The organism is Candidatus Tenderia electrophaga (assembly GCA_001447805.1).
Classification (GTDB): Bacteria; Pseudomonadota; Gammaproteobacteria; order Tenderiales; family Tenderiaceae; genus Tenderia; species Tenderia electrophaga.
The window spans coordinates 2,028,881-2,050,665 of sequence record CP013099.1 but is presented as its reverse complement, the minus strand read 5'-3'; the positions used below and the strand labels follow the sequence as shown (position 1 = coordinate 2,050,665).

At 57.5% G+C, this 21,785-nt stretch carries 12 protein-coding genes; 6 read left to right on the top strand and 6 right to left on the bottom strand.

What is annotated here, in order from left to right; translation table 11 throughout:
- Positions 1 to 14 precede the first annotated feature (14 nt).
- The 5 genes from Tel_09380 (at position 15) to Tel_09360 (ending at position 13,533) form a co-directional block, all read left to right on the top strand.
- Complete coding sequence (locus tag Tel_09380) at positions 15 to 1,865, top strand: hypothetical protein (protein ID ALP53348.1); 1,851 nt, start codon at positions 15 to 17, stop codon at positions 1,863 to 1,865.
- A 329-nt stretch (positions 1,866 to 2,194) separates the two neighbouring features.
- Entirely contained in the window at positions 2,195 to 3,577 is a 1,383-nt protein-coding gene (locus Tel_09375; GenBank protein ID ALP53347.1) for a serine protease, read from the top strand.
- A complete protein-coding gene (locus Tel_09370; protein ID ALP53346.1) occupies positions 3,574 to 4,332 on the top strand; it encodes a hypothetical protein in 759 nt (252 codons plus the stop codon). The genes Tel_09375 and Tel_09370 overlap by 4 nt, the downstream gene beginning before the upstream one ends.
- A gap of 475 nt (positions 4,333 to 4,807) precedes the next feature.
- Positions 4,808 to 12,985 (top strand): hypothetical protein, encoded by an 8,178-nt coding sequence (locus Tel_09365; GenBank protein ALP53345.1) that lies wholly within the window; start codon positions 4,808 to 4,810, stop codon positions 12,983 to 12,985.
- 299 nt (positions 12,986 to 13,284) lie between these two features.
- Positions 13,285 to 13,533: a hypothetical protein gene (locus tag Tel_09360; GenBank protein ID ALP54803.1), complete on the top strand. Its 249-nt coding sequence runs from the start codon at positions 13,285 to 13,287 to the stop codon at positions 13,531 to 13,533.
- 489 nt (positions 13,534 to 14,022) lie between these two features.
- On the opposite strand, the gene Tel_09355 is transcribed toward Tel_09360, so the two are convergent.
- The 4 genes from Tel_09355 to Tel_09340 all read right to left on the bottom strand — a co-directional run bounded on the left by Tel_09355 (position 14,023) and on the right by Tel_09340 (position 17,865).
- On the bottom strand, positions 14,023 to 15,063 hold the full coding sequence (locus tag Tel_09355) for a fructose-bisphosphate aldolase (protein ALP53344.1): 1,041 nt from the start codon (positions 15,061 to 15,063) through the stop codon (positions 14,023 to 14,025).
- 253 nt (positions 15,064 to 15,316) lie between these two features.
- On the bottom strand, positions 15,317 to 15,997 hold the full coding sequence (locus Tel_09350; protein ID ALP53343.1) for a hypothetical protein: 681 nt from the start codon (positions 15,995 to 15,997) through the stop codon (positions 15,317 to 15,319).
- Positions 15,998 to 16,094: 97 nt separating this feature from the next.
- The gene (locus tag Tel_09345; GenBank protein ALP53342.1) at positions 16,095 to 16,628 is read right to left on the bottom strand and encodes a hypothetical protein; all 534 of its coding nucleotides are present in this window, start codon (positions 16,626 to 16,628) and stop codon (positions 16,095 to 16,097) included.
- Positions 16,629 to 16,647: 19 nt separating this feature from the next.
- On the bottom strand, positions 16,648 to 17,865 hold the full coding sequence (locus tag Tel_09340) for a hypothetical protein (GenBank protein ALP53341.1): 1,218 nt from the start codon (positions 17,863 to 17,865) through the stop codon (positions 16,648 to 16,650).
- Positions 17,866 to 18,038: 173 nt separating this feature from the next.
- Here Tel_09340 and Tel_09335 point away from each other — a divergent pair, with 173 nt between their 5' ends.
- The gene (locus tag Tel_09335; GenBank protein ID ALP53340.1) at positions 18,039 to 19,589 is read left to right on the top strand and encodes a hydrolase; all 1,551 of its coding nucleotides are present in this window, start codon (positions 18,039 to 18,041) and stop codon (positions 19,587 to 19,589) included.
- Here Tel_09335 and Tel_09330 read toward each other — a convergent pair.
- Both Tel_09330 and Tel_09325 read right to left on the bottom strand, forming a co-directional pair.
- Positions 19,586 to 21,301 carry a hypothetical protein gene (locus Tel_09330; GenBank protein ID ALP53339.1) on the bottom strand — a complete coding sequence of 572 codons (1,716 nt, stop codon included), beginning with the start codon at positions 21,299 to 21,301 and terminating at the stop codon, positions 19,586 to 19,588. The genes Tel_09335 and Tel_09330 overlap by 4 nt on opposite strands.
- Positions 21,302 to 21,366: 65 nt before the next feature.
- Positions 21,367 to 21,735, bottom strand: coding sequence for an HNH endonuclease (locus Tel_09325; GenBank protein ID ALP53338.1), 369 nt, complete (start codon positions 21,733 to 21,735; stop codon positions 21,367 to 21,369).
- Between the last annotated feature and the right edge of the window lie 50 nt (positions 21,736 to 21,785).

Sequence of the window (21,785 nt, the reverse complement as noted above, 5' to 3'; positions counted from 1 at the left end):
TCCACCTTATTGCCTTGCTCATTCCCGTGCTGTTTTTCGTGGCGCTGGAACTCAGCCTGCGCGCCTTCGATTACGGCGCTGATCTGAGGCTGTTTATCCCGGCGGAGGAAACGTTTTTCAATGATCCCTATCTACGGATTAACGCCCATGTCGCCAAGCGCTATTTTCCCCAAGGGTACTACACACCCTCACCGCCGGAAGAATATTTCAAGGCGACCAAACCCGACAACGGCTATCGCATCTTCGTCATGGGCGGTTCCACCGCCGCCAGTTGGCCCTATCCGCGCAATGTGTTGTTTTCGCGCGTGCTGGCGCAACGTTTGTCCGACGCCTTCCCCGACAAATATATCGAAGTGGTGAATACCGGCATCGCTGCCGTCAACAGCTTTACCTTGCTCGATTTCGTCGACGAGATCCTGGCGCAGCAACCCGATGCCATTCTCGTTTACAGCGGCCATAACGAATTCTACGGCGCCCTGGGGGCCGGTTCCACGCAAACGGTGGGGCAGGCGCGCTGGATGATCAAGACCTATCTCACCCTCTCGAAACTGAAGACCGTACAGTGGATACGTAGCTTAGTCGACAGCGGCAAACGCTGGCTCAGCAGCGGCACCGACGAATTGTCGGGCCACGCCACCCTGATGAGCCAGATGGTGGGCGATAACAGTATCGCCTATGGCAGCGAGACTTATGAAAACGCCCGAAAAAACTACGAAGCCAATTTGAGCGAGATTCTGGCCAAGTTCAATGCCGCCGACGTGCCGGTGATTGTCAGTGAGCTGGTCAGCAACCTGCGCGACCATGCCCCCTTTATCTCCGTGGACGACGGCGTCCATCTGCCCGCCGACCTGGTCTATGAGTGGGCCGGCATGATGGAGCAGGAGGGCATGTACGGCATGGCGCGCGAAGCCTATGCCTGGGCCAAGGACTTGGACGGGCTACGTTTCAGGGCCTCTGAAGATTTCAATCAAAGCATCCATAAAGTCGCGGCGCAACACGACGTGCCGGTGGTGCCCATGAAGCGTTACTTCGAAGCGGAGGCGCGTCACGGCATCGTGGGCGAAGAACTGATGCTGGAACACCTGCATCCCAACGTGGAAGGCTATCTTCTAATGAGCGAGGCCTTCTTCGATACCATTAAAGCAACGGGACTCATCCAGCCGCACTGGGACAGCGACAGGCTTGAGTCGAAAATATTTTATCGCAACTCCTGGCCGATTACCCCGCTGGACCGCGCCCTGGGGGAGCTCAGAATGATCAACCTCACCGATCATTATCCCTATCCGTCCAAAGGACCCGAGGAACGCACCATCGCCAATTACAATCCGCGCAATATTGTCGAGGAGCTGGCCTTGGCCGTGTTTAAGAACCAAATGCCCTATGTCCAGGCGCACGTAAAACTGGCCGAGCACTATGAATCGCAGGGTGAACCCAAGTTGGCCTTGCGCGAATACCTGGCGGTGATGAGCGCCGCGCCGTATTTTGTCGACTTCTATCTCATGACCGCCGATTATCTGCTCAAACAGGAGCAGTTCGAACGCGCCTTATCCATTCTGCAGTCCTCGCTGGCGCTGAAGGAAACCGGCTATGCCCATAAATGGATCGGTCAGATCCTGGTCATCATGCAACGCCCGGCGGCGGCGCGCCAACATTTGGAGACGGCCTTGGTGTATTTTCCCGAAGACGTGCAGACCATCTACAACCTGGGCTTTGTCGATCTCGTCTCCGGTCGCCTCGAGGGCGCGCGAGTGAGCATGAATCTGCTTGAAAACCTGGCCCCGGACTCGCCCCAGCTGAACAGCCTGAAGCAGCTGCTGGCCGAGCAAAAAAACCCGCCGCCGGCCGGGGCACGCCCCGGCGAATAAGCCTCCCTCAGGTCCCTTCCTGCCACGAGCACAAATAGCGCGTCTGCGCGTCTCGGTGAGGGTGTCGATGGCCACACGTTTCAAGCGCGCCACTTGCGCATCGATTTGCTGTGGCAGGGACGTTCATTGTGGGATTGCTTCAGCGGTGAGTCCATCAGCGTGCAGACATTGTCGAAACGCATTCTTTCCTGAGGTGGTAGCCCTTCGCTCATCAAGTCACGATATGAAAGCCAAGAAGGATTGCAAGCTTTACGCCCCAAGCGGATACCCTATATTATTTTCAGATCACAGCTATGCTGTTAATGGGTGGATGTGATGGATGTCAAAATATGACAAAGCTGACGCGGAAATTGGCCGGCGCATTGCTGCTGGTCGCCGGCGTGTTGATGTTGAGCGGTGTCTCGGGCAATAACGGTGCAAGCCCGATCATCCAGTTGACGGTGGACGAGGCCATCGGCCCGGCGACCGACGATTATCTCGGCAGGGCGCTGGAAGTGGCGGCACAGCGCAACGCCAGGCTGGTGATAATCCGCATGGACACCCCCGGCGGGCTGGATACCTCCATGCGTAGCATCATCAAGGACATCATCAACTCCCCGATCCCTATTGCCACCTATGTGGCCCCCAGCGGCGCGCGCGCCGCCAGCGCCGGCACCTATATCCTCTACGCCAGCCACTTCGCCGCCATGGCGCCCGGCACCAACCTGGGGGCGGCGACACCGGTGCAGATGGGCGGTGGAGGATCTACACCGGGCATGCCCGAAACCGAGCAAGAAAAAGACAAACAGGCACCCGCAGACGGCAGCCCGGGCGCGATGAAGCGCAAGGCGATCAACGACGCGGTGGCCTACATCCAAAGCCTGGCGCAGATGCGCGGCCGCAATCAGGAATGGGCGGAAAAGGCGGTGCGCGAGGCCGCCAGCCTATCGGCCAGCGAGGCGCTGGATATGAACGTGATCGACATCATCGCCACCGGCACGGGCGATTTGTTGCAACAGATCCACGGCCGAGAAGTCGACGTGCAGGGCGCGACACGCACCATGGATACCGCCGGCATGCCCATCACCCCGATTCAACCCGACTGGCGCAACCGCCTGCTCAGCATCATTACCAATCCCAATGTGGCCTACATCCTGATGCTGATCGGAATCTATGGCCTGATTTTCGAGTTCTCCAATCCCGGCGCCATTGTACCCGGCACCGTCGGCGCTATTTCCCTGTTGCTGGCCCTGTATTCGTTTCAGCTGTTACCCATCAACTATGCCGGGCTGGCCTTGTTGTTGCTCGGGGTCGCGCTGATGGTCGCCGAGGCCTACCAGCCTAGTTTCGGCATGTTGGGAATCGGCGGGCTGGTGGCCTTTGTCATCGGCTCGATCATTCTCATGGATACCCGCGCGCCGGGCTTCGGCATCGATATCGCCGTCATCATCACCTTCGCCATCACCAGCGTATTGGTGTTCGTCGTCGCCCTTGGCATGGCGCTCAAGGCACGCCGCCGACCGGTAGTCAGCGGGCTCGAACAACTGGTAGGCGGCACCGCCGTGGCCGATGATGATTTCGATCGCCAGGGGCGCGTGCTCATTCACAGCGAACACTGGAATGCAAAAACCGACCAGCCGGTGAGTAAAGGCCAAGAGCTAAGGGTCACCGGCATCACGGGCCTGACCTTGAAGGTGGAGCCCATCAAACCCAAAGAGGAGGGTGCGTCATGACATCATCTTACGCCGTCTACGCCGTTGTTATCCTGGTGGTACTGTTTCTGTTCTCTGCCATTCGCATCCTGCGCGAGTATGAACGCGGCGTGATTTTTCTCCTCGGACGCTTCTGGAAAGTAAAAGGCCCGGGCTTTATCATCGTCATCCCCTTGATCCAGCAAATGGTCAAGGTCGATCTGCGCGTCATCACCATGGACGTGCCCACCCAAGACGTGATTTCACGAGACAACGTTTCGGTGCATGTGAACGCGGTATTGTACTTCCGCGTCATCGATCCCGACAAGGCCATCATACAAGTGGAAAATTATTTCGAGGCCACCAGCCAGCTGGCCCAAACCACCTTGCGCTCGGTGCTGGGACAACATGAATTGGACGAGATGCTGGCCGAGCGCGATCGCCTCAACGCGGACATCCAGAAAGCCCTGGACGAGCAAACCGACGCCTGGGGCATCAAGGTCAGCAATGTTGAGATCAAACACGTCGACCTGGATGAGAGCATGATCCGCGCCATCGCCAAACAGGCCGAGGCCGAGCGCGTCAGACGTGCCAAAGTGATCCACGCCTTGGGTGAATCGGAGGCCGCGGAGAAACTGCTCTGGGCGGCACAGAAACTGGCCCAGCAGCGGGAGGCCTTGCAGCTGCGCTATCTGCAGACCCTTACCGATATCGCCGGCGAACGCACCAATACCATCGTGTTCCCTCTGCCCATGGATTTAGTGGAAAGCCTTATCAGCACTAACAAACACACTTAATGATATCGCGTAACCATCTGATATAATTAAAGAAATGTTGAGTTTCGGGGCGCGGAGGGCGCATCATCCCATTGCGGTTTCGTGAACTGGCGCACACTCTCAGTATTTAATTATGCTCTTATATTGTCGATAACATCACTAGTAAGACATCCGAAAAAGGCTACCCCGAACGAAAGGTCGGGGGCGCAAAGTCACCGGCCTAAGGGGCGCAGCCCTAAGGCAGCGGGATTGCCGGAATACAAGACAATCCCTCCATAATTGACTTGCAGCACGTCTTTGTTCGGGCCTTTTTTCCACAACAGGGCCGAGAACATGCGCACAACAACAAAATCAATCCTGCTTGGCATCACCCTCATGGCCGCCACCGTGCTGACCGGCTGCGGCGGAGGTGGAGACAGCGCCGGCAGTGGCGCCACTCCCGCGGCTCAGACGCCTCCGGCCTCGGTCACCGTGATCAGCGGTAAGGCCTAAACCCATGGCGGCCCAGATCAGACTGAAACACGCGGCAGGTTCGATGATTCGTCTGCTTGGCGTAATACTGTTGAGCATTGCGGTTCTGCCGGCCGCCTACGCGGAGCAACAAAAGTTCGTCTATGCCTACGATGGTAACGGTACTCTGCTTACCCCCAACAACGCCGCCGACACATGTCCCGATCCGGTGGATGACGGCGTCGCCGCCGCGTGTCATGGGGTGAGGGTGTCCGGCAATGGCGATTACAACATCGAGTTGCCTTCAGATGCCATTACTTCGCCGGATAAGATGGTGTTGTTGGCAAAGACCTATAATTTCATCAGCGCCTATTCCAAACCCGGTATCGATCGCGACACCTATATCAATATCAAATCCAAGCGTAGGGTTGAGAAGGTCAAGCGCGAGAAAAATAACAAAGGCGCAAATATCAATGCCCTCTCTGAAGCCGCCGTTAAGGCGGTGGAATCACACTACAAGGTCAAGCTTCAGGGAAAACATGACAAGTCATTGGCAGAGGTGGCCGACGACCTGGATGCCGGCGTCCTCAATGCCGCTCTGGGCAACAGCATGCAGGATAATGCTCCGGAGTCGGGCGCGGACACCACGGAACTCAACCTCAAGGAGGCCAATCTCGAGCTGCTCGATGAAGCGGACGAAGCGGCTCTGGAAGACCTGGCCGAACTGGTGGTCGACAATCAGGGCGACAGCACCGCACTGAATACGATTGAAAAGAATCTGACCCAAAGTCTGCTCAACCCCGAAACCTTCGATGAGACCACGGACCGCACACTTTCTCAGGTCAATGACATAAGCAATGCCAGTTCCGATGAGCCCGTTGTCATTCTGGATGCCGATCGCTATGTCGCCTATGTCGATCAAGTCATCAACCTCACCACCGACAACAGCCTAAACGCCGACCAATTCTTTGGCTATACCTGGTTAGGTGTGGACAGCGACACCAGCCAGGCCACATTCAGCCGCGCCGAGCCCGGGAGTTATCTGGTCTGTGTCACGGGCGAAACCGCAGATCCGGCCAAGACTAGCAGCGACTGTGTGCGGTTGGAGGTTAAACCGGTCACCTATGCCGTCATTACGGCCTATCCGACCCAGTTGCCCAGCGGCGAATCGGTCAGCCTGTCCGGGTTTCACAGTGTCGGTGCGCAGAGCTACCAATGGAGCAGTGCGGCGGGGCAGTTCGCCGACAGTTCGGCAATGGCAACCAGCTGGACGGCGCCCGCGCTTAAAGGCAGCTACGATATCAGCCTGACCATTAATAACGATGCACAAACGCAAGAGACGATTACCATCCAGGTCTATGATGTATTGCCTGTGGCTATCGCCACTACAGACAAAGACGAGATATATATCAGTGACGCCGACTCGGCCGCCACATTGACCTCATCGAGCATCTCCACCGATGGCAGCGCTGTCGACGCCATTCGTTGGGATATTGTCCAGGCACCGGGCGGCAATCAGGCACAACTCAGCAACACCGATCAAGCTGTGACCCGGTTTAGCGCCACCACCTTGGGTGAGTATGTGATTCGTCATACCGCCACCAAGGACGGCGTCAGTGCCAGTATGGATCTAACAATTGCGGTACGTGAAAAAGGGGTCCCGGTCGCGGATGCCGGTCCGGATCGCACCGCATTTCGCAATCAGATTGTCAAACTCGATGGCGGCGATAGTTACGATCCGGATGGATTGAATATCAGCCATGCTTGGAGCAGCGACGGCGGCAGCCTCAGTAGCCGCAACAACGCGGTCGCCAACTTCAGCAGCGCCACCCTGGGCAGTTTCACCGCCACTTTGACGGTCAGTAACGGCGCCCATTCCGCCAGTGATGACGCAGTCATTACCGTGCGCAACCGCCTGCCGCTGGCCAGTGATGATTTTCACGACCCGCTGTTGGGTGACGTCGGTGCCGGGTATCTGAACGCCTATGACGGAGACGGGGACGACCTGACTTATAGCTTGTTGACCGAACCCCATAATGGCGGTGTCACGATCGATCCGCTCACCGGTCAATTTGTGTACGTGCCGGGCGGTGACAAAGGTTGTAAGTACCATCCCGATCATACCCCTTTCGATAACCGATTTGGCGGCAAGGATGTGCCGGTCATTAAACTCTGTGCCGACAAGTTCGTCGTCGCCATTAACGACACGGTCACGCTGACCACATCTAACAGTATTCATGCCACTAAACTGCAAGGCTTTGAATGGATTGGTGTGGAGAGCGATGGCACTACCGCTGAGTTCCTTGCCACCGATGCCGGTATGCATCAGGTCTGCATCAGCGGGTTTATCGGCAACAGCAACAATACCAGCACCGCGTGCGTTGATATCACTGTCGTCGATGTGGCACCGGGCGAGGGTGAGTCGCCCTCTGATGTTTCCGAAGGGTTCGTCGACAGCTTTCAATTTCAGGTTAATGACGGCTACGGTAACTCCAATATCGCCACCGTCCTTATGAGCGTTGGCTGGGAGAACACCCCGCCGCTGGTAGATGATCTCAGCCTCAGCACCGACGAAGACGTATCCGTCTCCGGCACGCTCAGCGCCACCGACGTGGACAATCAGCTGCTGGTGTTCAGCGTGGCAGAGCAGGGCCGCTTGGGCACACTCAGCATTGACGATGCCGCCACCGGTGCGTTCACCTACACACCCGATGCGAATGCCTTCGGCACCGACACCATTCAAGTCATTGCCCATGACGGCCATGATAGTTCGGCGCCTGCGACAGTGACCGTCATGATTAACGGTACAAATGATGTGCCCGTAGCCCAGGGTGGCAACTATACGACACAGGAAGACACCGTTCTGGCCGGTGGGCAGCTCAGTGCCGTCGAGCCCGACGGCGAGGCCTTAAGCTTTGAGATCGCCAGCAATGGCAACATCGGTACCGCTGTACTCACTGATGCGGTTAACGGCATCTTTACCTATACCCCCGGGGCCAATCTCAAAGGGAACGACAGCTTTACCTTCCGCGTCACGGACGGCAAGGACAACTCCAATCTTGCCACCGCCAGCATTAGTGTGGAGTCAGTCAACGACGCCCCGGTGGCCCACGACCTGAATCGGATTTTCACCCCCGAGAATGAGGCCGTCAGCGGCAGCCTGGACGGCGAGGATATCGATCTTGATAGCCTCACATACCAACTGCTCGGCAGCGGCACCCGCGGCACGGCGGTCATCACCGACGCGGCTACCGGCGCCTTTACCTATACGCCGAATAGCAATGTCAACGGCTCGGATACCCTCACTTACATCGTCAGTGACGGTACGGTGAATTCCAATATCGCCTACGTACCCATCACCATCGAACCTAATGATCCACCGGTGGCGGCGGATATGGCCATCAGCACCGACAATCAAACCGCGCTGGAAAGCACGTTGAGCGCTGCCGATCCTGAAGGCGACCTCATGACTTATGAGATTGTCAGCAACGCCGGCAAGGGGACGGTGCAGCTGTTGGACATCGGCACGGGCAAATTCCGTTACACCCCCAGCGGCGCCGTGGGCGATGATAGTTTCAGCTATCGCGCCAGCGATGCCAAGTCGGCTTCCAACGTGGCCACTGTTAGCGTCACGGTGATTGAATACAATAATCCACCCGTCGCCAACGACGACAGTTTCGTCGCCTTTGAAGGCGTCCCCTACATCAATATGCTTACCGGCACGGATAGCGAGGGTAGTGCCCTGCAATTCGCCATCGCCAGCAACGGCCGCCTGGGCAGCGCCGGCTTCGAGGACAACACCACCGGCGAATTCAGCTACACACCGTTTAACGGCCGCTCGGGAAGTGACCATTTCAGCTTCACTGTCTCCGACGGCGATAAGACCTCCGCCCGGGCAACGGTCAATGCCCAAGTACTCAGCCTGGGCCAGGCCTGTAAAGGGCCGGAAGCGCCCGGCTTTGATACTGACGGCGATGGCTATGCCGATGTGGTGGAACTCGAATTCGGCGCTGACCCCGATGATGCCGCTGTTACCCCCGCCGGTCTGAATCCCGATGACTACAACGTCTCGTTCAGCAACGACAACGATGGCGACGGTTTCAGCGACAGCGTGGAATTGTGGCTGGGCAGTGATCCCAACGATAACGCCTCCATGCCCACCGATTCGCTCAACAAGGCAGTACCGTCCTGTGCCAGCGCCGGCAATGATCACTTTGCCCCCAGCCTGTTGGCCTTCGATATCGTCACGCCGGTGGTCAACATCTCCGGCGACAGCGATGTCGCCACCTTTGCGCTGACGGTTGTGGATAATATCAGCGGCGTCAAAGACGTGTCCGTGCTGCTGCGCAGCCCTGCCGGCCAGGAAGTGCAGGCGGTGGTGAATCAACAAAACGCCGAGCTGATGTTCTACCAAAATATCGATAGCGGGGCGTTCAGTTATTATGCGGAAGCGGGCATCTGGCAGGTGGTCGAGCTGGAACTGGTGGATGCCGTGGGCAATGTCAGGCTCTTCGGTACCAGCGACCTGGAAGAGCGTGGCTTTCCCACCGAGGTCGAAGTGGTCAACGCCAACAGCGATATTAGCCCCGCCGACCTGCTTGATTTCGTCGTACTCACCCCGGTAATGGATCTGAGTGATCCCGATCCCAAGGCCAGCTTTACTGTCTCGGTCAGTGACAACCCGGCCGGCATACAGCGCATCAGTATTACCCTGCGCAGCCCGTCCGGCACCAGCTTCCGCTGGGGTGAAATGGTCGATGCCAACCATCCCACCAGTTTTAACGGGCAGATCGATGCCAATAGTTTCGACAGTTATGCCGAAAGCGGCACCTGGACGGTCTCCGAACTGGCCATCATCGATGCTGCCAACAACGCCCTGCGCGTGAGCACAGCCCAGTTGACCGGGCTGGGGTTCGATACCGAAGTGCAGGTCGGCAACGGCCTGCTGGACTCGGGACTGCCCCTGCTGGGCGATTTCCAGATCCTGACGCCTAAGCTGTATCCCGCTGACGGGACGGCCAACGCCCAGTATTCGGTTACCGCCTCCGACGCCAAGTCAGGCATTGATTCTATCGAAGTTATGCTGATCTCACCCAGCGGCAGCGAATCCATGCAGGCGGTCTTCACCAGCCCCGGCCATCCGGACAATATTCAGATTGACATGGAAACCGCTCTCTTCAGCCAGATCGCCGAAGCCGGGGTGTGGGAAGTCAGCTATGTTGTGGTCACCGACGCCGCCAATAACCGGGCACTGTATTCCACCGCCGACCTGACAACGGCCGGTTTCGATACCACGGTACATGTGATTTACTTGGGTAGCGCCATAAACACCCGACCGGTGGCCTATGGCAACTTTATCATCCTGGATGAAGACACGACCTACGACGGCCAGCTGCGCGGCTATGACGCCGACGGTCACGCCTTGACCTATCATCTGGTGACAGAACCCAGCCACGGATCGGTGAGTATCGATGCCGCCAGCGGCAGTTTCAGCTACAGCCCCGCGGCGGATTATTTCGGCGCCGATATCTTCAGTTTCAGAGTCGACGACGGCTATGACGAGTCTAATATCGCTACGGTTGCCATTGCGGTAAACGCCGTCAATGATGCACCGACTGCTGAAGATTTTGCCATCGAAGTGACCGCTGACAGCGTCTATTCGGGGGTGATTCAAGCACAGGACAAGGATGGTGACACACTGACCTTCAGCATTGCCGATAACGGCAACCTCGGCAGCGCCAGCCTGACCAATGCCAATAGCGGCGCCTTCACCTATACGCCCAATGCCTTCGCCCTGGGCGATGACAGCTTTACCTTTATGGTCAGCGACGGCACGGTCAGTGTCGGTCCGTTTACCGTATCGGTGGCCATCAAACCGGATATCTGGGTGGTGGATTTCGACGTCACGACACCCGTGGTCTCCAACAAAGAAACCTACGTCAACATCGGCGCCGCCGTCACCTTTAATAAGGCCGCGGCTACGCTCTACAAAGTGCGTGTCGATCTTATCGGTCCGTCCGGCCAGATCATCCCCTACCTGCGTTCCCTGAGTGTCGGCAGCAGCGATCCGATCTCCCTGTCGGAGTTGATCAATACCGGCACCACCGACCTTGAGGCCGGCACCTGGACCTTCCGCAACCTGTCCGCGCAAGAACCCAACGAGGCAGCGGTGATGGTGTTGGAAGACTTGGTCGGTGCCGGATTCACCGCCACCGTCGAAGTCGTAGATAACGTGGACCCGGTTGCGCATGACGCCGATCTCACCACGCAGAAGAACATCCCGCTGGTCGCCAACTTATCCGCCGACGATCCCGACGGTGACAGCCTCAGCTACAGCCTGGTCAGCAGCCCCAGCCAGGGCAGCGTGGACATCGACAGCGTCAGCGGCGAGTTTACCTACACGCCTCCGGCCCATACTGTGGACATCGACAGCGTCAGCGGCGAGTTTACCTACACGCCTCCGGCCCATACTGTGGGCAGCGACAGCTTCAGCTTTAAGGTGGATGACGGCTTTAACCAATCCAATATCGCCACGGTGAACATCACAATTGCCGAAGCCAACGGCAATCCGGTGGCCTATGACGGAAATATCATCGTATTCCGCAACCTGGCCTACGGCGGCGTGCTGCAGGGCGTTGATCCGGAAAATGATGGGCTCACGTATCACTTGGTGACCAATGCCGTTCACGGTAGTGTGACGCTGGATCAAGATAGCGGCGCCTATGTCTATACGCCATACGCAGACCAGCTTGGCGACGACAGTTTCAGCTTCTATGTGTCGGACGGCGGTTACGATTCCAACGTAGCAATGATCGACGTGAGCATCCTGCACGAGGACCAAGTGTGTCGCTTCGGTGATACCGTAGCGGGTGTCGATGACGATGGTGACGGCTATGCCAATGTGGTGGAAGTCGCCTTCAATACTGACTTTAATGATGCCGGATCGACGCCGGAAGGTATGAATGCCACTGATCTGGGTATTTCCTTCATCGATGACGACGACAACGACGGCTTCCCGGATTATGTGGAAATCTGGCTCGGCTCCGATCCTGCGAGCAACGCTTCCAAACCCACCGGCTCGACGCTGGGCCATCTGCCGCCATGTTTCGATTCCGGCTCAGACGGCATTAAACCGCGCCTATTGGCCTTCGATATCGCGACGCCGGTGGTAGACATCTCCAACGGTGATGGCGTGGCCAGCTTCAACATGACCTTGATCGACAACGCCTCCGGTGTGCGACGCGCGCGCATCGACCTACTCAGTCCCTCAGGCGCCTTCGCCACCACCTCGGTGAGCTTCGACGATTATCCGCTGGTGCGCGGCGTCAAGCTGGATAGCGATAGCTTCAGCGCCTTCGCCGAGCAGGGCATCTGGCAGATCAGTGGTATCACCCTCTATGACGAGGCAGGTAATAAACGCAGCCTCGACAGCGATGCACTGACCGAGGCCGGTTTCCCCACCGAAGTGGATCTGCGCAACCTTAACAGCGATAGTGCGGGGCCCAGCCTGGATGACTTTAGCGTGCTGACGCCGACGGTGAATGCACTGACGGGTGATGCCGTACTCAGCTTCCAGGTGGATGCCTCGGATGACATCGCCGGACTGAATTCGATCAGCCTCACGCTGGCCAGTCCAGGCGGTGTCATCGTGGAAGCGGTAGGTACCTTTGCCGACACCACGCCAACCAGTCTGTCGACTCAGATCGATAGCGCCACCCTGAGCAGCTTCGCCGAGCAAGGGACCTGGACCATTACCAGCCTGCTGCTTACCGATGCGGCCGGCAACAGTTCTCAGTATGCCGATCAGCTGGCCGGCTTGGGCTATGACACCACCGTCAGCGTGACCAACACCGGCGGCGATGGCGTGGCGCCGACCTTACAGGGCTTCACTATCCTGACGCCGGAAATTTTCCCGGCCGGCGGCAACGCCCGCATGAGCTTCATGGTCTCGGCCCTGGACGACGTAGCCGGTATAGAAAAGATCCGCGTCGACCTGCAGGGACCCAACGGCCAATATCTAGCCGCCTGGGGCTACTTCTTCGATACCACGCCGCTGTCTACCAGCGCCCAGCTCGATACTGCCGTGCTCAGCGATCTGACCCAGGAAGGCCGTTGGACAGTCTCTGGCGTTGAGCTTTATGACGCCGCCGGCAACAGCCGCCGCATCGACGCCGACACGCTCAGAAACAGCGGTTATGCCACGGGCGTAACGGTGAGTTACTGATCCGGTTCATGCGGGTTTATTATTAATAGTGCATGGCGAAATAGCCCGGAAAGTTGCCCGAAGATGAACACCGGATCCTGCTTGTCGCGAGCGCTAAGCATGAGAACGGGCGTCCAACGTTCCGCGGCAGCCACAACGTGGCCTTGTGCTGCAAGAAACTCGGTCACTTCAATGGCCAAATCACGATTGTCTTCGATCAACAGCACACGCACATCAAATCATCTTGGCATAAGCCCCTGGTACTTACTATTCTAACCATACAAGCGGAGCTCGAGGATACTAACAGGGGAGTGGCTCACATGAATCAGCGTCCTAGATTAATTCAGGTCGGTGCTCCGGACCTAGATGCCAAGACGTCGCCCATCTTGGAGGAAACGGATGAGGAGATGGAGGTGATGGCGCTGGGGCAGGAAGATCAGACACAGTGTTATTTCAATAACGTCGCCTATCCGGACGGCAGTTACGTCTGTAGTGGCAGCGGTGAATTGTTACACTGTGAAAAGGGTATCTGGATCATGGAAGGAGGGTGTGATCCGGACAACCCTTAGTGTATCTTCTGCGCGGCCGCAGGGTCAGCTGCGGCACAGGATAGACCAGTGAAATCGCGTGTAGCCGCCTGGGCTGAAGTGATCTTCGGCTATGTGCTGTCCCCCTTATCCTGGTGGAATGATCTGTTCGTCAACCTGCCGCTGGCATACTTATTCGCGGCGCCTTTTTCATTCATCAGTGACACGTTATATCTGCCGGCCTTTGTATTGGGCTATTGGTTAAGCAATTTGGCGGGGGTTCTGTTGTTACATCGCGGTGGCAAGGCCTTGATAAAACGAGGTAAACAAGCACCACCGTCGTGGAAAGCCACCTTGATCACTACGACGCTTTATACAGCACTCATCGTGATGCTTGTACTCACAGGCATTCTACCGTCGGCAAGCGAACTGTCACAGCGCATAGGATAGCAACATTTCGATCCAGCCCAGTTGCTGCAACGCCGCAAGATGGCCGAGAGGGGCACAGCCCCTCTCGTTTAACATGCGTCGCTATGCCGCCAGTTCGTGCTCCAAACGATCGTTGTATTCACCCCGGCTGGCCGCACTATTGCACTTGGCCCGATGCAACAAGGCCTGCTGGGCGTCGTCAAGCTTGGCCTTATCGCCACGCCAGGTGGTAAGGGCGACATGCTGCAGGGCGCGCGCATAAGAGAATGTCACCCGCCACGGCAGCTGCATCTTCTTGGCCTGCTTGTTCATCAAATTCAGGTGCTCGGTGGCCTCGAGGTCGCTTTGTCCACCGGACAAAAAGGCCACCCCCGGCACCGCCGCCGGTACGGTATTGCGCAGGCAGCGCAGGGTCTCTTCGGCCACCCGTTCGGGTGTCGTCTGCTTGGAATGGTCCTTACCCGGCAGCACCATGCTGGGTTTGAGGACAATACCGGGCAGTTCCACGCCCTGGCGATACAACTGAGAAAACACACGGTTCTGTGTTTCACGCGTAATCTCGAAGCAGCGCTCTATGCTGTGATCACCGTCCAACAAGACCTCCGGTTCAACTATCGGGACTAAACCGGCTTCCTGGCACAAGGCAGCATAGCGCGCCAGGGCGTGGGCATTGGCCTCCAAGCAGGCACGGCTCGGTATACCGTCGCCGATGGTGATCACCGCGCGCCACTTGGCGAAACGGGCGCCCAGATCACTGTACTCAGCCAGCCGCTCGCGCAGGCCGTCCAGACCTTCGGTGACTTTTTCACCGGGGTGGCCGGCCAGGTCCTTGGCGCCGGTATCCACCTTGATGCCGGGAATGATGCCGCGCTCACGTGCCAATTCTGGAAAAGCAGTGCCATCCGATGCCGATTGGCGCAGGGTCTCGTCGTACAGAATCGCGCCGCTGATATAGTCGCCAAGGCCCGGCGCGGTGAGCAATAGCTCGCGGTAGGCACGGCGATTGTCTTCGGAGTTCTCCACATCCACAGAGGCGAGGCGCTTGCCACAGGTGGGGTTACTTTCGTCCATTGCCAAGATCCCTTTGCCGGGCGCCACCAAGGCGTGTGCAGTCTCAACCAATTGCTGGATTTTGTTAGTCATCGGCTGTTCCTCCTTCTCCTAGTGAATCGAACCCGGAGTTTAGGAAAGTCGTGAGCTATCGGCATTGAAATTGCTCAATCGGTCGGTTTGGCAAAAATCCCTTGGAGCATAGGAGGAACTCCAATAATTCGACCTAAGGCGTTGTTTTGATGAAAATAGCCCGGACACGCCCAATCTCTTGTAGTGCGCATAATATATATTATGTTAAATACGAAATAGATCGGTATCCGTCGCACTTCCCCTTCGCCGGCATTCACCCCTGACTGGCGGTAACGGGCTCGGCCGCCATCGCCGCGTGCAGCATATCCTCCGCCTTGGCCTCGTTGCGACAGCGCAGCACTTTCCAGTAACCAAACAGATTGGTATCGCGCACGTCCACGACATCCAGCCCGGAGGCGTCGACGAATTCGTCGAGGTCCACGTTAGGGCGAAATCCCGCCATGGACGACATGCCCGCCAGCCTCTTTTCCATGGCGCTCACCAGCGGATGACTGGAACAAAAGTGGTTGGCAATGAAGATCTCGCCGCCCGGCTTACAGACCCGGCTCATTTCCTCCACCAGCCGGGTCGGATTGGCCACGACTGACACCACGTACATGGCCACCACTTTATCGAAGCTGCCGTCCGCAAAGTCCATGTCCTCACCGTTCATCTCCAGCACCGCCTCTACGTTTTCAAGGCCCGTGCGTGCCACGCGGCGCTCGGCCTTGCGCAGCATTTCGGTGGATACGTCAATACCGGTAACACTGACATCGGCGGGATACAGCGGCAAGGAGATGCCGGTGCCCACACCCACCTCTAAAATTCGGTCTCCTGGCTGACAATTGAGTGAATCTATGATGTGCTTGCGTCCCTGATTAAAAATGGGACCGAATATCACGTCATATACCGGCGCATAGCGGCGATAAGCCGCCTTTATGTCTTTAATGTCCATCAACTACCCTTTTTTCCTGTCCTTGCTGCGCAATCGCGCTCACTACACAGTCTATATTGCGCGCACAGAATAGCAAGAAAGCTGTGGGCGCAAGGTTTCAATTCTCGGGTGTTGACCATGCGGCGAGGCGGCGCACCAATTGCCGACTGATTTGCCGCAGGGCGTTATTCACATTGCCCCAGGGCCAATCGGCCTGAATGCCGCTACGCTTCGGCGATGTTCCTTCCAGCGGAAACGAGGTCAACACCGTGCCGGCGGCTTGGTCTGTAAGCTTCACTTGAACACGGACTTCATTACTCATCGCCATCTTTCCGAAGGCGATACGTTTGGCGTCACTGGTGCGATTCATGTGAACGATCTCCACATCAACACGCAGTGTTTTCAATTCGGACGCAAACGGCATGCGCCCCACTTGGCGATAAATCCCTGCGTCATTCAGGGCATCGACGAGTAAAGTGGTGAGCTGCTCGGTCTCTGTGTCGGTGGCCGGAATTTCGCTGCTCACCCTCACCAGCACCGCCTCGTAGCTGTCGAATCCGGGCGGGCGCACTGCAGGCGGCGGTACGCAGGCGACGCTAAAAAAAAGCACCAACAGGAGCCATATCGGCGTTTTACTCCGGATGATCCGCATCGCGACCAGGTCACAACATTCAGATATTGGCAGACCCATCATACCCCGGCTCCGAATTCAATTTAGACTCGGGAATGGCTTTATAGACGATACCGTCGATTACGCCACCGCTGCCGCACATGCCCGATGCCGTGACGATCATGGCAATCGCCTTTTTGTCACTGTCAACATAGGCGACACGGGCATGAGGGATCGTGCCACCCTTGATCAGAGTCGGCAACCAGCGGCTCTGGAGCGTGTCGCGGTATTCCTTGGCGAATATGGTGTCGATACTTTGGCCGGCCAGATCTTCTTCTTTGGCCTTGAGCCACTGGGTGGCCGCGTTGTTCACGGTCTCTATTTTTCCGTCAAGACCTGTCACCACCACCAATTCAGACATGGTGTCTAGAATTTCATGGCAATGCACCTTGACCGTATCGGCCTGCTGCGCCTTGGCTTGCAATGCCGACGCCATGTCGTTGAACGTTTGAACCACGTCGCCGAACTCATCCTTAGCCACCCGTGGCACGCGTATGTTCCAATTACCGGAGGCAACCGCCAAGCTGGCGTTTTTTAGGCGTTCCAGCACTGACGTCATGCGCCTGGAAAAATACATGGTAATCAGCACGGCGATCACCACACTGGCCGGACCGAACACTACGGCGATGTTGCGGGTCCGTCCGATGGCCTCTTGCAATCGGGCCCGGTCGCTATTCAACTGCTCGACTTCCGAGGCCAAGGCGGCGTCCACCGAATAGAGAAACGTGAGTTCGTAGGCCTCGATCTGCTCCATTTTTGCAAATAGGCTTTCGGCGGAAACACCCTCGCGGCCCGCTTTGACCAAGCCACGCAATAATTGCTGCAGCATTTGGCTCGTTGAAACAATCATTCCCAGCACTTCCCGGTCTTGCCCGCCGGCTCGATGCCCCACCAGCAGACGATAACGGGACACAGCGGCACGATAGCCGGCCAGGGTTTGATCTAACTCCTGTTCGCCGTGTTCTATGCGCGTGAACTCCGTGCTTGGATGGCCGGGCGACAACAGCAACGCAAGTTCGGTGGCATGACTAATGGAACGCGCGGCGAAGTAGCGCAAGTCATTCATCACATCCATGATCGGCACGGTGCGGGTGGTGATTTCCTCAAAGGTATCGTTTAACTCTTGGGTTGCGCGCGCCGACAAATAGCCGACACTGATTGCGACAATGGCAATGATTACATAGCCGGAAAGCAGCTTTTTTTGTATATTAATAGCCACCTCCTCGTTGTCTATTGTTGTTTAGTCATTCAGTCTTTGTTTATACCTTCAAGAAGCATAGGAATTACCGGGACGCTGTCAAGCCCCAACGGTCACGCCGCGCAGGCTAAGGACAGCCGGGTGAGGCTCTGGTACCATATCAACATCCACCCACAAGTGCCGTATTACAATCGATGAATAATGATACCCCGTCTGATCTGCATCTCAAACTGCGCAACTTGGAAAGCGCCGACTACCCTCAGGTGGCGCAACTCATGGAAGCGGTATATGCGGATATCGGTGGCGCCTGGTCACACGATTCCTTGTTGGCGCTTATTAAGGAATTTCCCGAAGGGCAAATCGCCATTCAGGACAACAGCCGAATCATCGCCGTCGCACTGACGGTTAAATGCCGCTATGACCGTTTCAGTCGCAGCCACACCTATGATGACCTGATTGGACGCCGTGACCGCATTCGCCACGCCCCCGACGGTGACGCCCTTTACGGCATGGACGTGTTTGTCAGTCGCGAATACAGAGGCCTGCGCCTGGGGCGCAGACTGTACGATGCGCGCAAGGAGCTGTGCCGCAACCTGAATCTGCGTGCCATTCTCGCCGGCGGGCGCATCGTCAAATATCACGAACATGCCGACATGACGCCGGCGGAGTACATAGAGGCGGTGCGCCGCCGCGAAGTCCACGACCCCATCCTCAGCTTTCAGCTGGCCAATGACTTCGAAGTCAAACGGCTGATGAAGGGCTATTTGCCGGAAGACGAAAAATCCCTCGGCTATGCCACTCTGCTGGAATGGAATAACATTCTCTACGAGCCGGAAGGTATCGCCGTCGAGGAGATCCGCAAGACCACTGTGCGCGTCGGCATACTGCAGTGGCAGATGCGCCTCACCGATTCATTCGAAACCTGGCTCAGCCAGGTGGAATACTTCGTTGACTCCATGGCCGATTACCAGGCCGACTTTGTGATGTTTCCCGAGTTCTTCAACGCGCCGCTGATGGGCATGGGTGATCAGCACAACCAGTTTGAGGCGATCCGCTTTCTCGCCACCTTTGCCGACCGCATTACCGAGGCCTTGTCGCATTTCGCCGTCACCTACAATATCAACATCATCGCCGGCAGTATGCCCGCCATGGAAGGCGACGTGCTCTACAATAACGCCTATCTCTGTCGTCGCGACGGCACGGTAGGCATCCAGCCGAAAATTCATATCACACCGCATGAGCGGCGTGACTGGGTGATTTCAGGGGGCGACAGCCTGCAGGTGTTTGACACCGATGCCGGGCGCATCGGCATCCTGATCTGCTACGATGTGGAGTTTCCCGAGCTGCCGCGCCTGTTGGCGAAGCACGCTATGGATATTCTTTTCGTGCCCTTCTGGACCGATACTAAAAACGGTTTTTTGCGTGTACAGCGCTGTGCCCAGGCGCGCGCCATTGAAAATGAATGCTACGTCGCCATCGGCGGCAGTGTCGGCAACTTGCCGCAGGTGCAAAACGTCGATATCCAATACGCCCAGTCGGCGGTGTATTCGCCCTCGGACTTCGCCTTTCCCCACGACGCCATCATGGCCGAGAGCACGCCGAATACCGAAATGGCCTTGGTGGCCGACCTGGATCTGGATAAGTTGGCGCAACTGCGCCACCAGGGCTCAGTGACCAACTCCAAGGACCGGCGTGATGATTTGTTCGACCTGCGCTGGCTCGGTAGTGGTTTGAAGCCGAATTAGTCCGCGCCGGAGTGTCCGGGGGTGTCCGGCTCCAACTCCAGCTCACGCATGCGATTGACCGCCGCCACCAACTCCAACAGCCGGGGCATGGCCAAATTGCCGACAATATAGGGCGTGATTTTATCCAGCCCCTCGTCCTCCACCGTCTGCAATATGCCGCATAATCCCGCCACCAGGTCCTGCTGCCCGTCCCACGCGTGTTCGGCATAGTAATGCATCATATAACCGATACCGCGCAGCTGGGCGCTATCGACCAATTGTTCGACGCGGGACAGATCGATCTCCTTGCGGCCGTAGCGCAGCGCCCGGGTTTCGAAGGCTTGAATCTTATTCTTTCCGGGACGCAGCTCGGCGCTGAGGCAGGCGCGTCGCGGCACACGCCGTCGCGGCTCAAATCGCAGCGCGCCGGCTTCTTTGCGAATTTCTGTTTGTGCCAGGGCCTGCGCTTCCCGGGTGACATCCCGCGGCAGGTAGTTGTCCATCATTATCACCACATCCGCCACACCGAAGTAATCACCGCTGCCGCCCATGACCAGCACGGTTGAAACACCCATGTCGTAATGCAAGTCGCGAATACGCTGCACCAGGGGCGTGATGGGTTCTTTCTCCTTGGCGACCAGGGCCTGCATGCGCCGATCGCGTATCATGAAATTGGTCGCTGACGTGTCTTCATCGATGAGCAGGGTTCGGGCGCCTGCAGCCAGGGCCTCGACGATATTCGCGGCCTGGGACGTGCTGCCGCTGGCATTCTGAGAGGAAAAGCGCCGCGTATCCTTGTCCTGCGGCAGGTTGCCGATGAAGGGGCTGATATCGATGCCGCTGATGGCGCGTCCGTCCTCGGAGCGTATCTTAAACGCGCTGGCATCCGTCACCACCTGTTCGCGCCCATCGCCGGGGATATGGTCATAGATACCTCGCTCAATGGCGTGCAACAGCGTCGACTTGCCGTGATAGCCACCACCGACAATCAAGGTGATGCCCTGGCGAATGCCCAGGCCGCGTACAGGTTCGCCGTGCAGGCGCTCCAACTCCAATACCAGTGACTCGGGGGCTTCGAACGGTAGTGCATCTGACAGCGGACGGTCATCGATTCCGCTGCGGCGCGGCAATCGCGCATTGTTGGCGATAAACGCAACCAGGCCCTTATCGTTGAGCTGACGCCGCAGGAATTGTTGGTCTTCCACCGAATCCACATGGCGCCGCGCCGCGGCCGGATCTTGGCGCAGCGATGTCAGCAAGGCCCTCACCAGACTCACCAACTCTTCAAACAACATCACCCTGGCCTGATGGGCGTTTACCGAGCGCCCTTCGCTCGGCAAGGCCAGACGAAAGCGGATCTCCACCGCCCCTTCACGCACCAACACGGCATTGCGCTGCAGCACCTGCTGACCATAACGGGCAATGGCAATTTCGCCACTCTTGCCGGACCCCCTATCCCCTTTGACATGCTGATTTATCGCAGCTGCGAACATGCGCCCGAGATAATCCTCCAGGGCCACGCGACGAACTGCATTGGCGTACAGCGGCGGCTCCAAGCCGATGGTGGCAGCATCAATAAAAATGCGGCAGCGCGAAGGGTCGGCAAAGGGATCGCCCTGAACGTGGTCGATGCGCAGCCGGAAATCCGAAAACTGAAAAGTGCCCTCAAGCTTTTTATAGGCCTTGTAGCCCCGCCCATCGATTTGCTTCAGCAGTTGGCTTAGCGTATCCATCGTAGCCTCCTGTACAGCGTGCCTGCCAAATGTTGGTGGTTTATTGACGCCTCGATAAAGCGCCTTTATCGGTTCCTGTCGAGCATCTCCTTGAGATCGGCAAAGGCCTTGTATGAGGCATCATCCCGCTTGCCCCCACGCCTTGGGGAATTCCCCTGCTGCGCTTCCAGCTGGCGCTGGTGCTCGTTGTCGTGGCAATAGAGACAAAGCAGCTCCCAGTTGCTGCCATCGTCGGGGTTGTTGTCATGATTGTGGTCGCGATGATGCACGGTCAACTGGTGTAAATTGCTACGCTCGAATTCGCGACCGCAGCGGCCGCAAATATGGGGGTACATTTTAAGCGCCCGGCTGCGATAATCCTGCTCGCGCTGTTCTCGAGCCCGGCGTGCCTCGGCCACCACCTGATCAAGTCTGTCACTAAGCTTGTCCGCCATACGTCATTACCTCCGTTTCGTGTCGCAATCCACATCGCGGCAAGATCGAC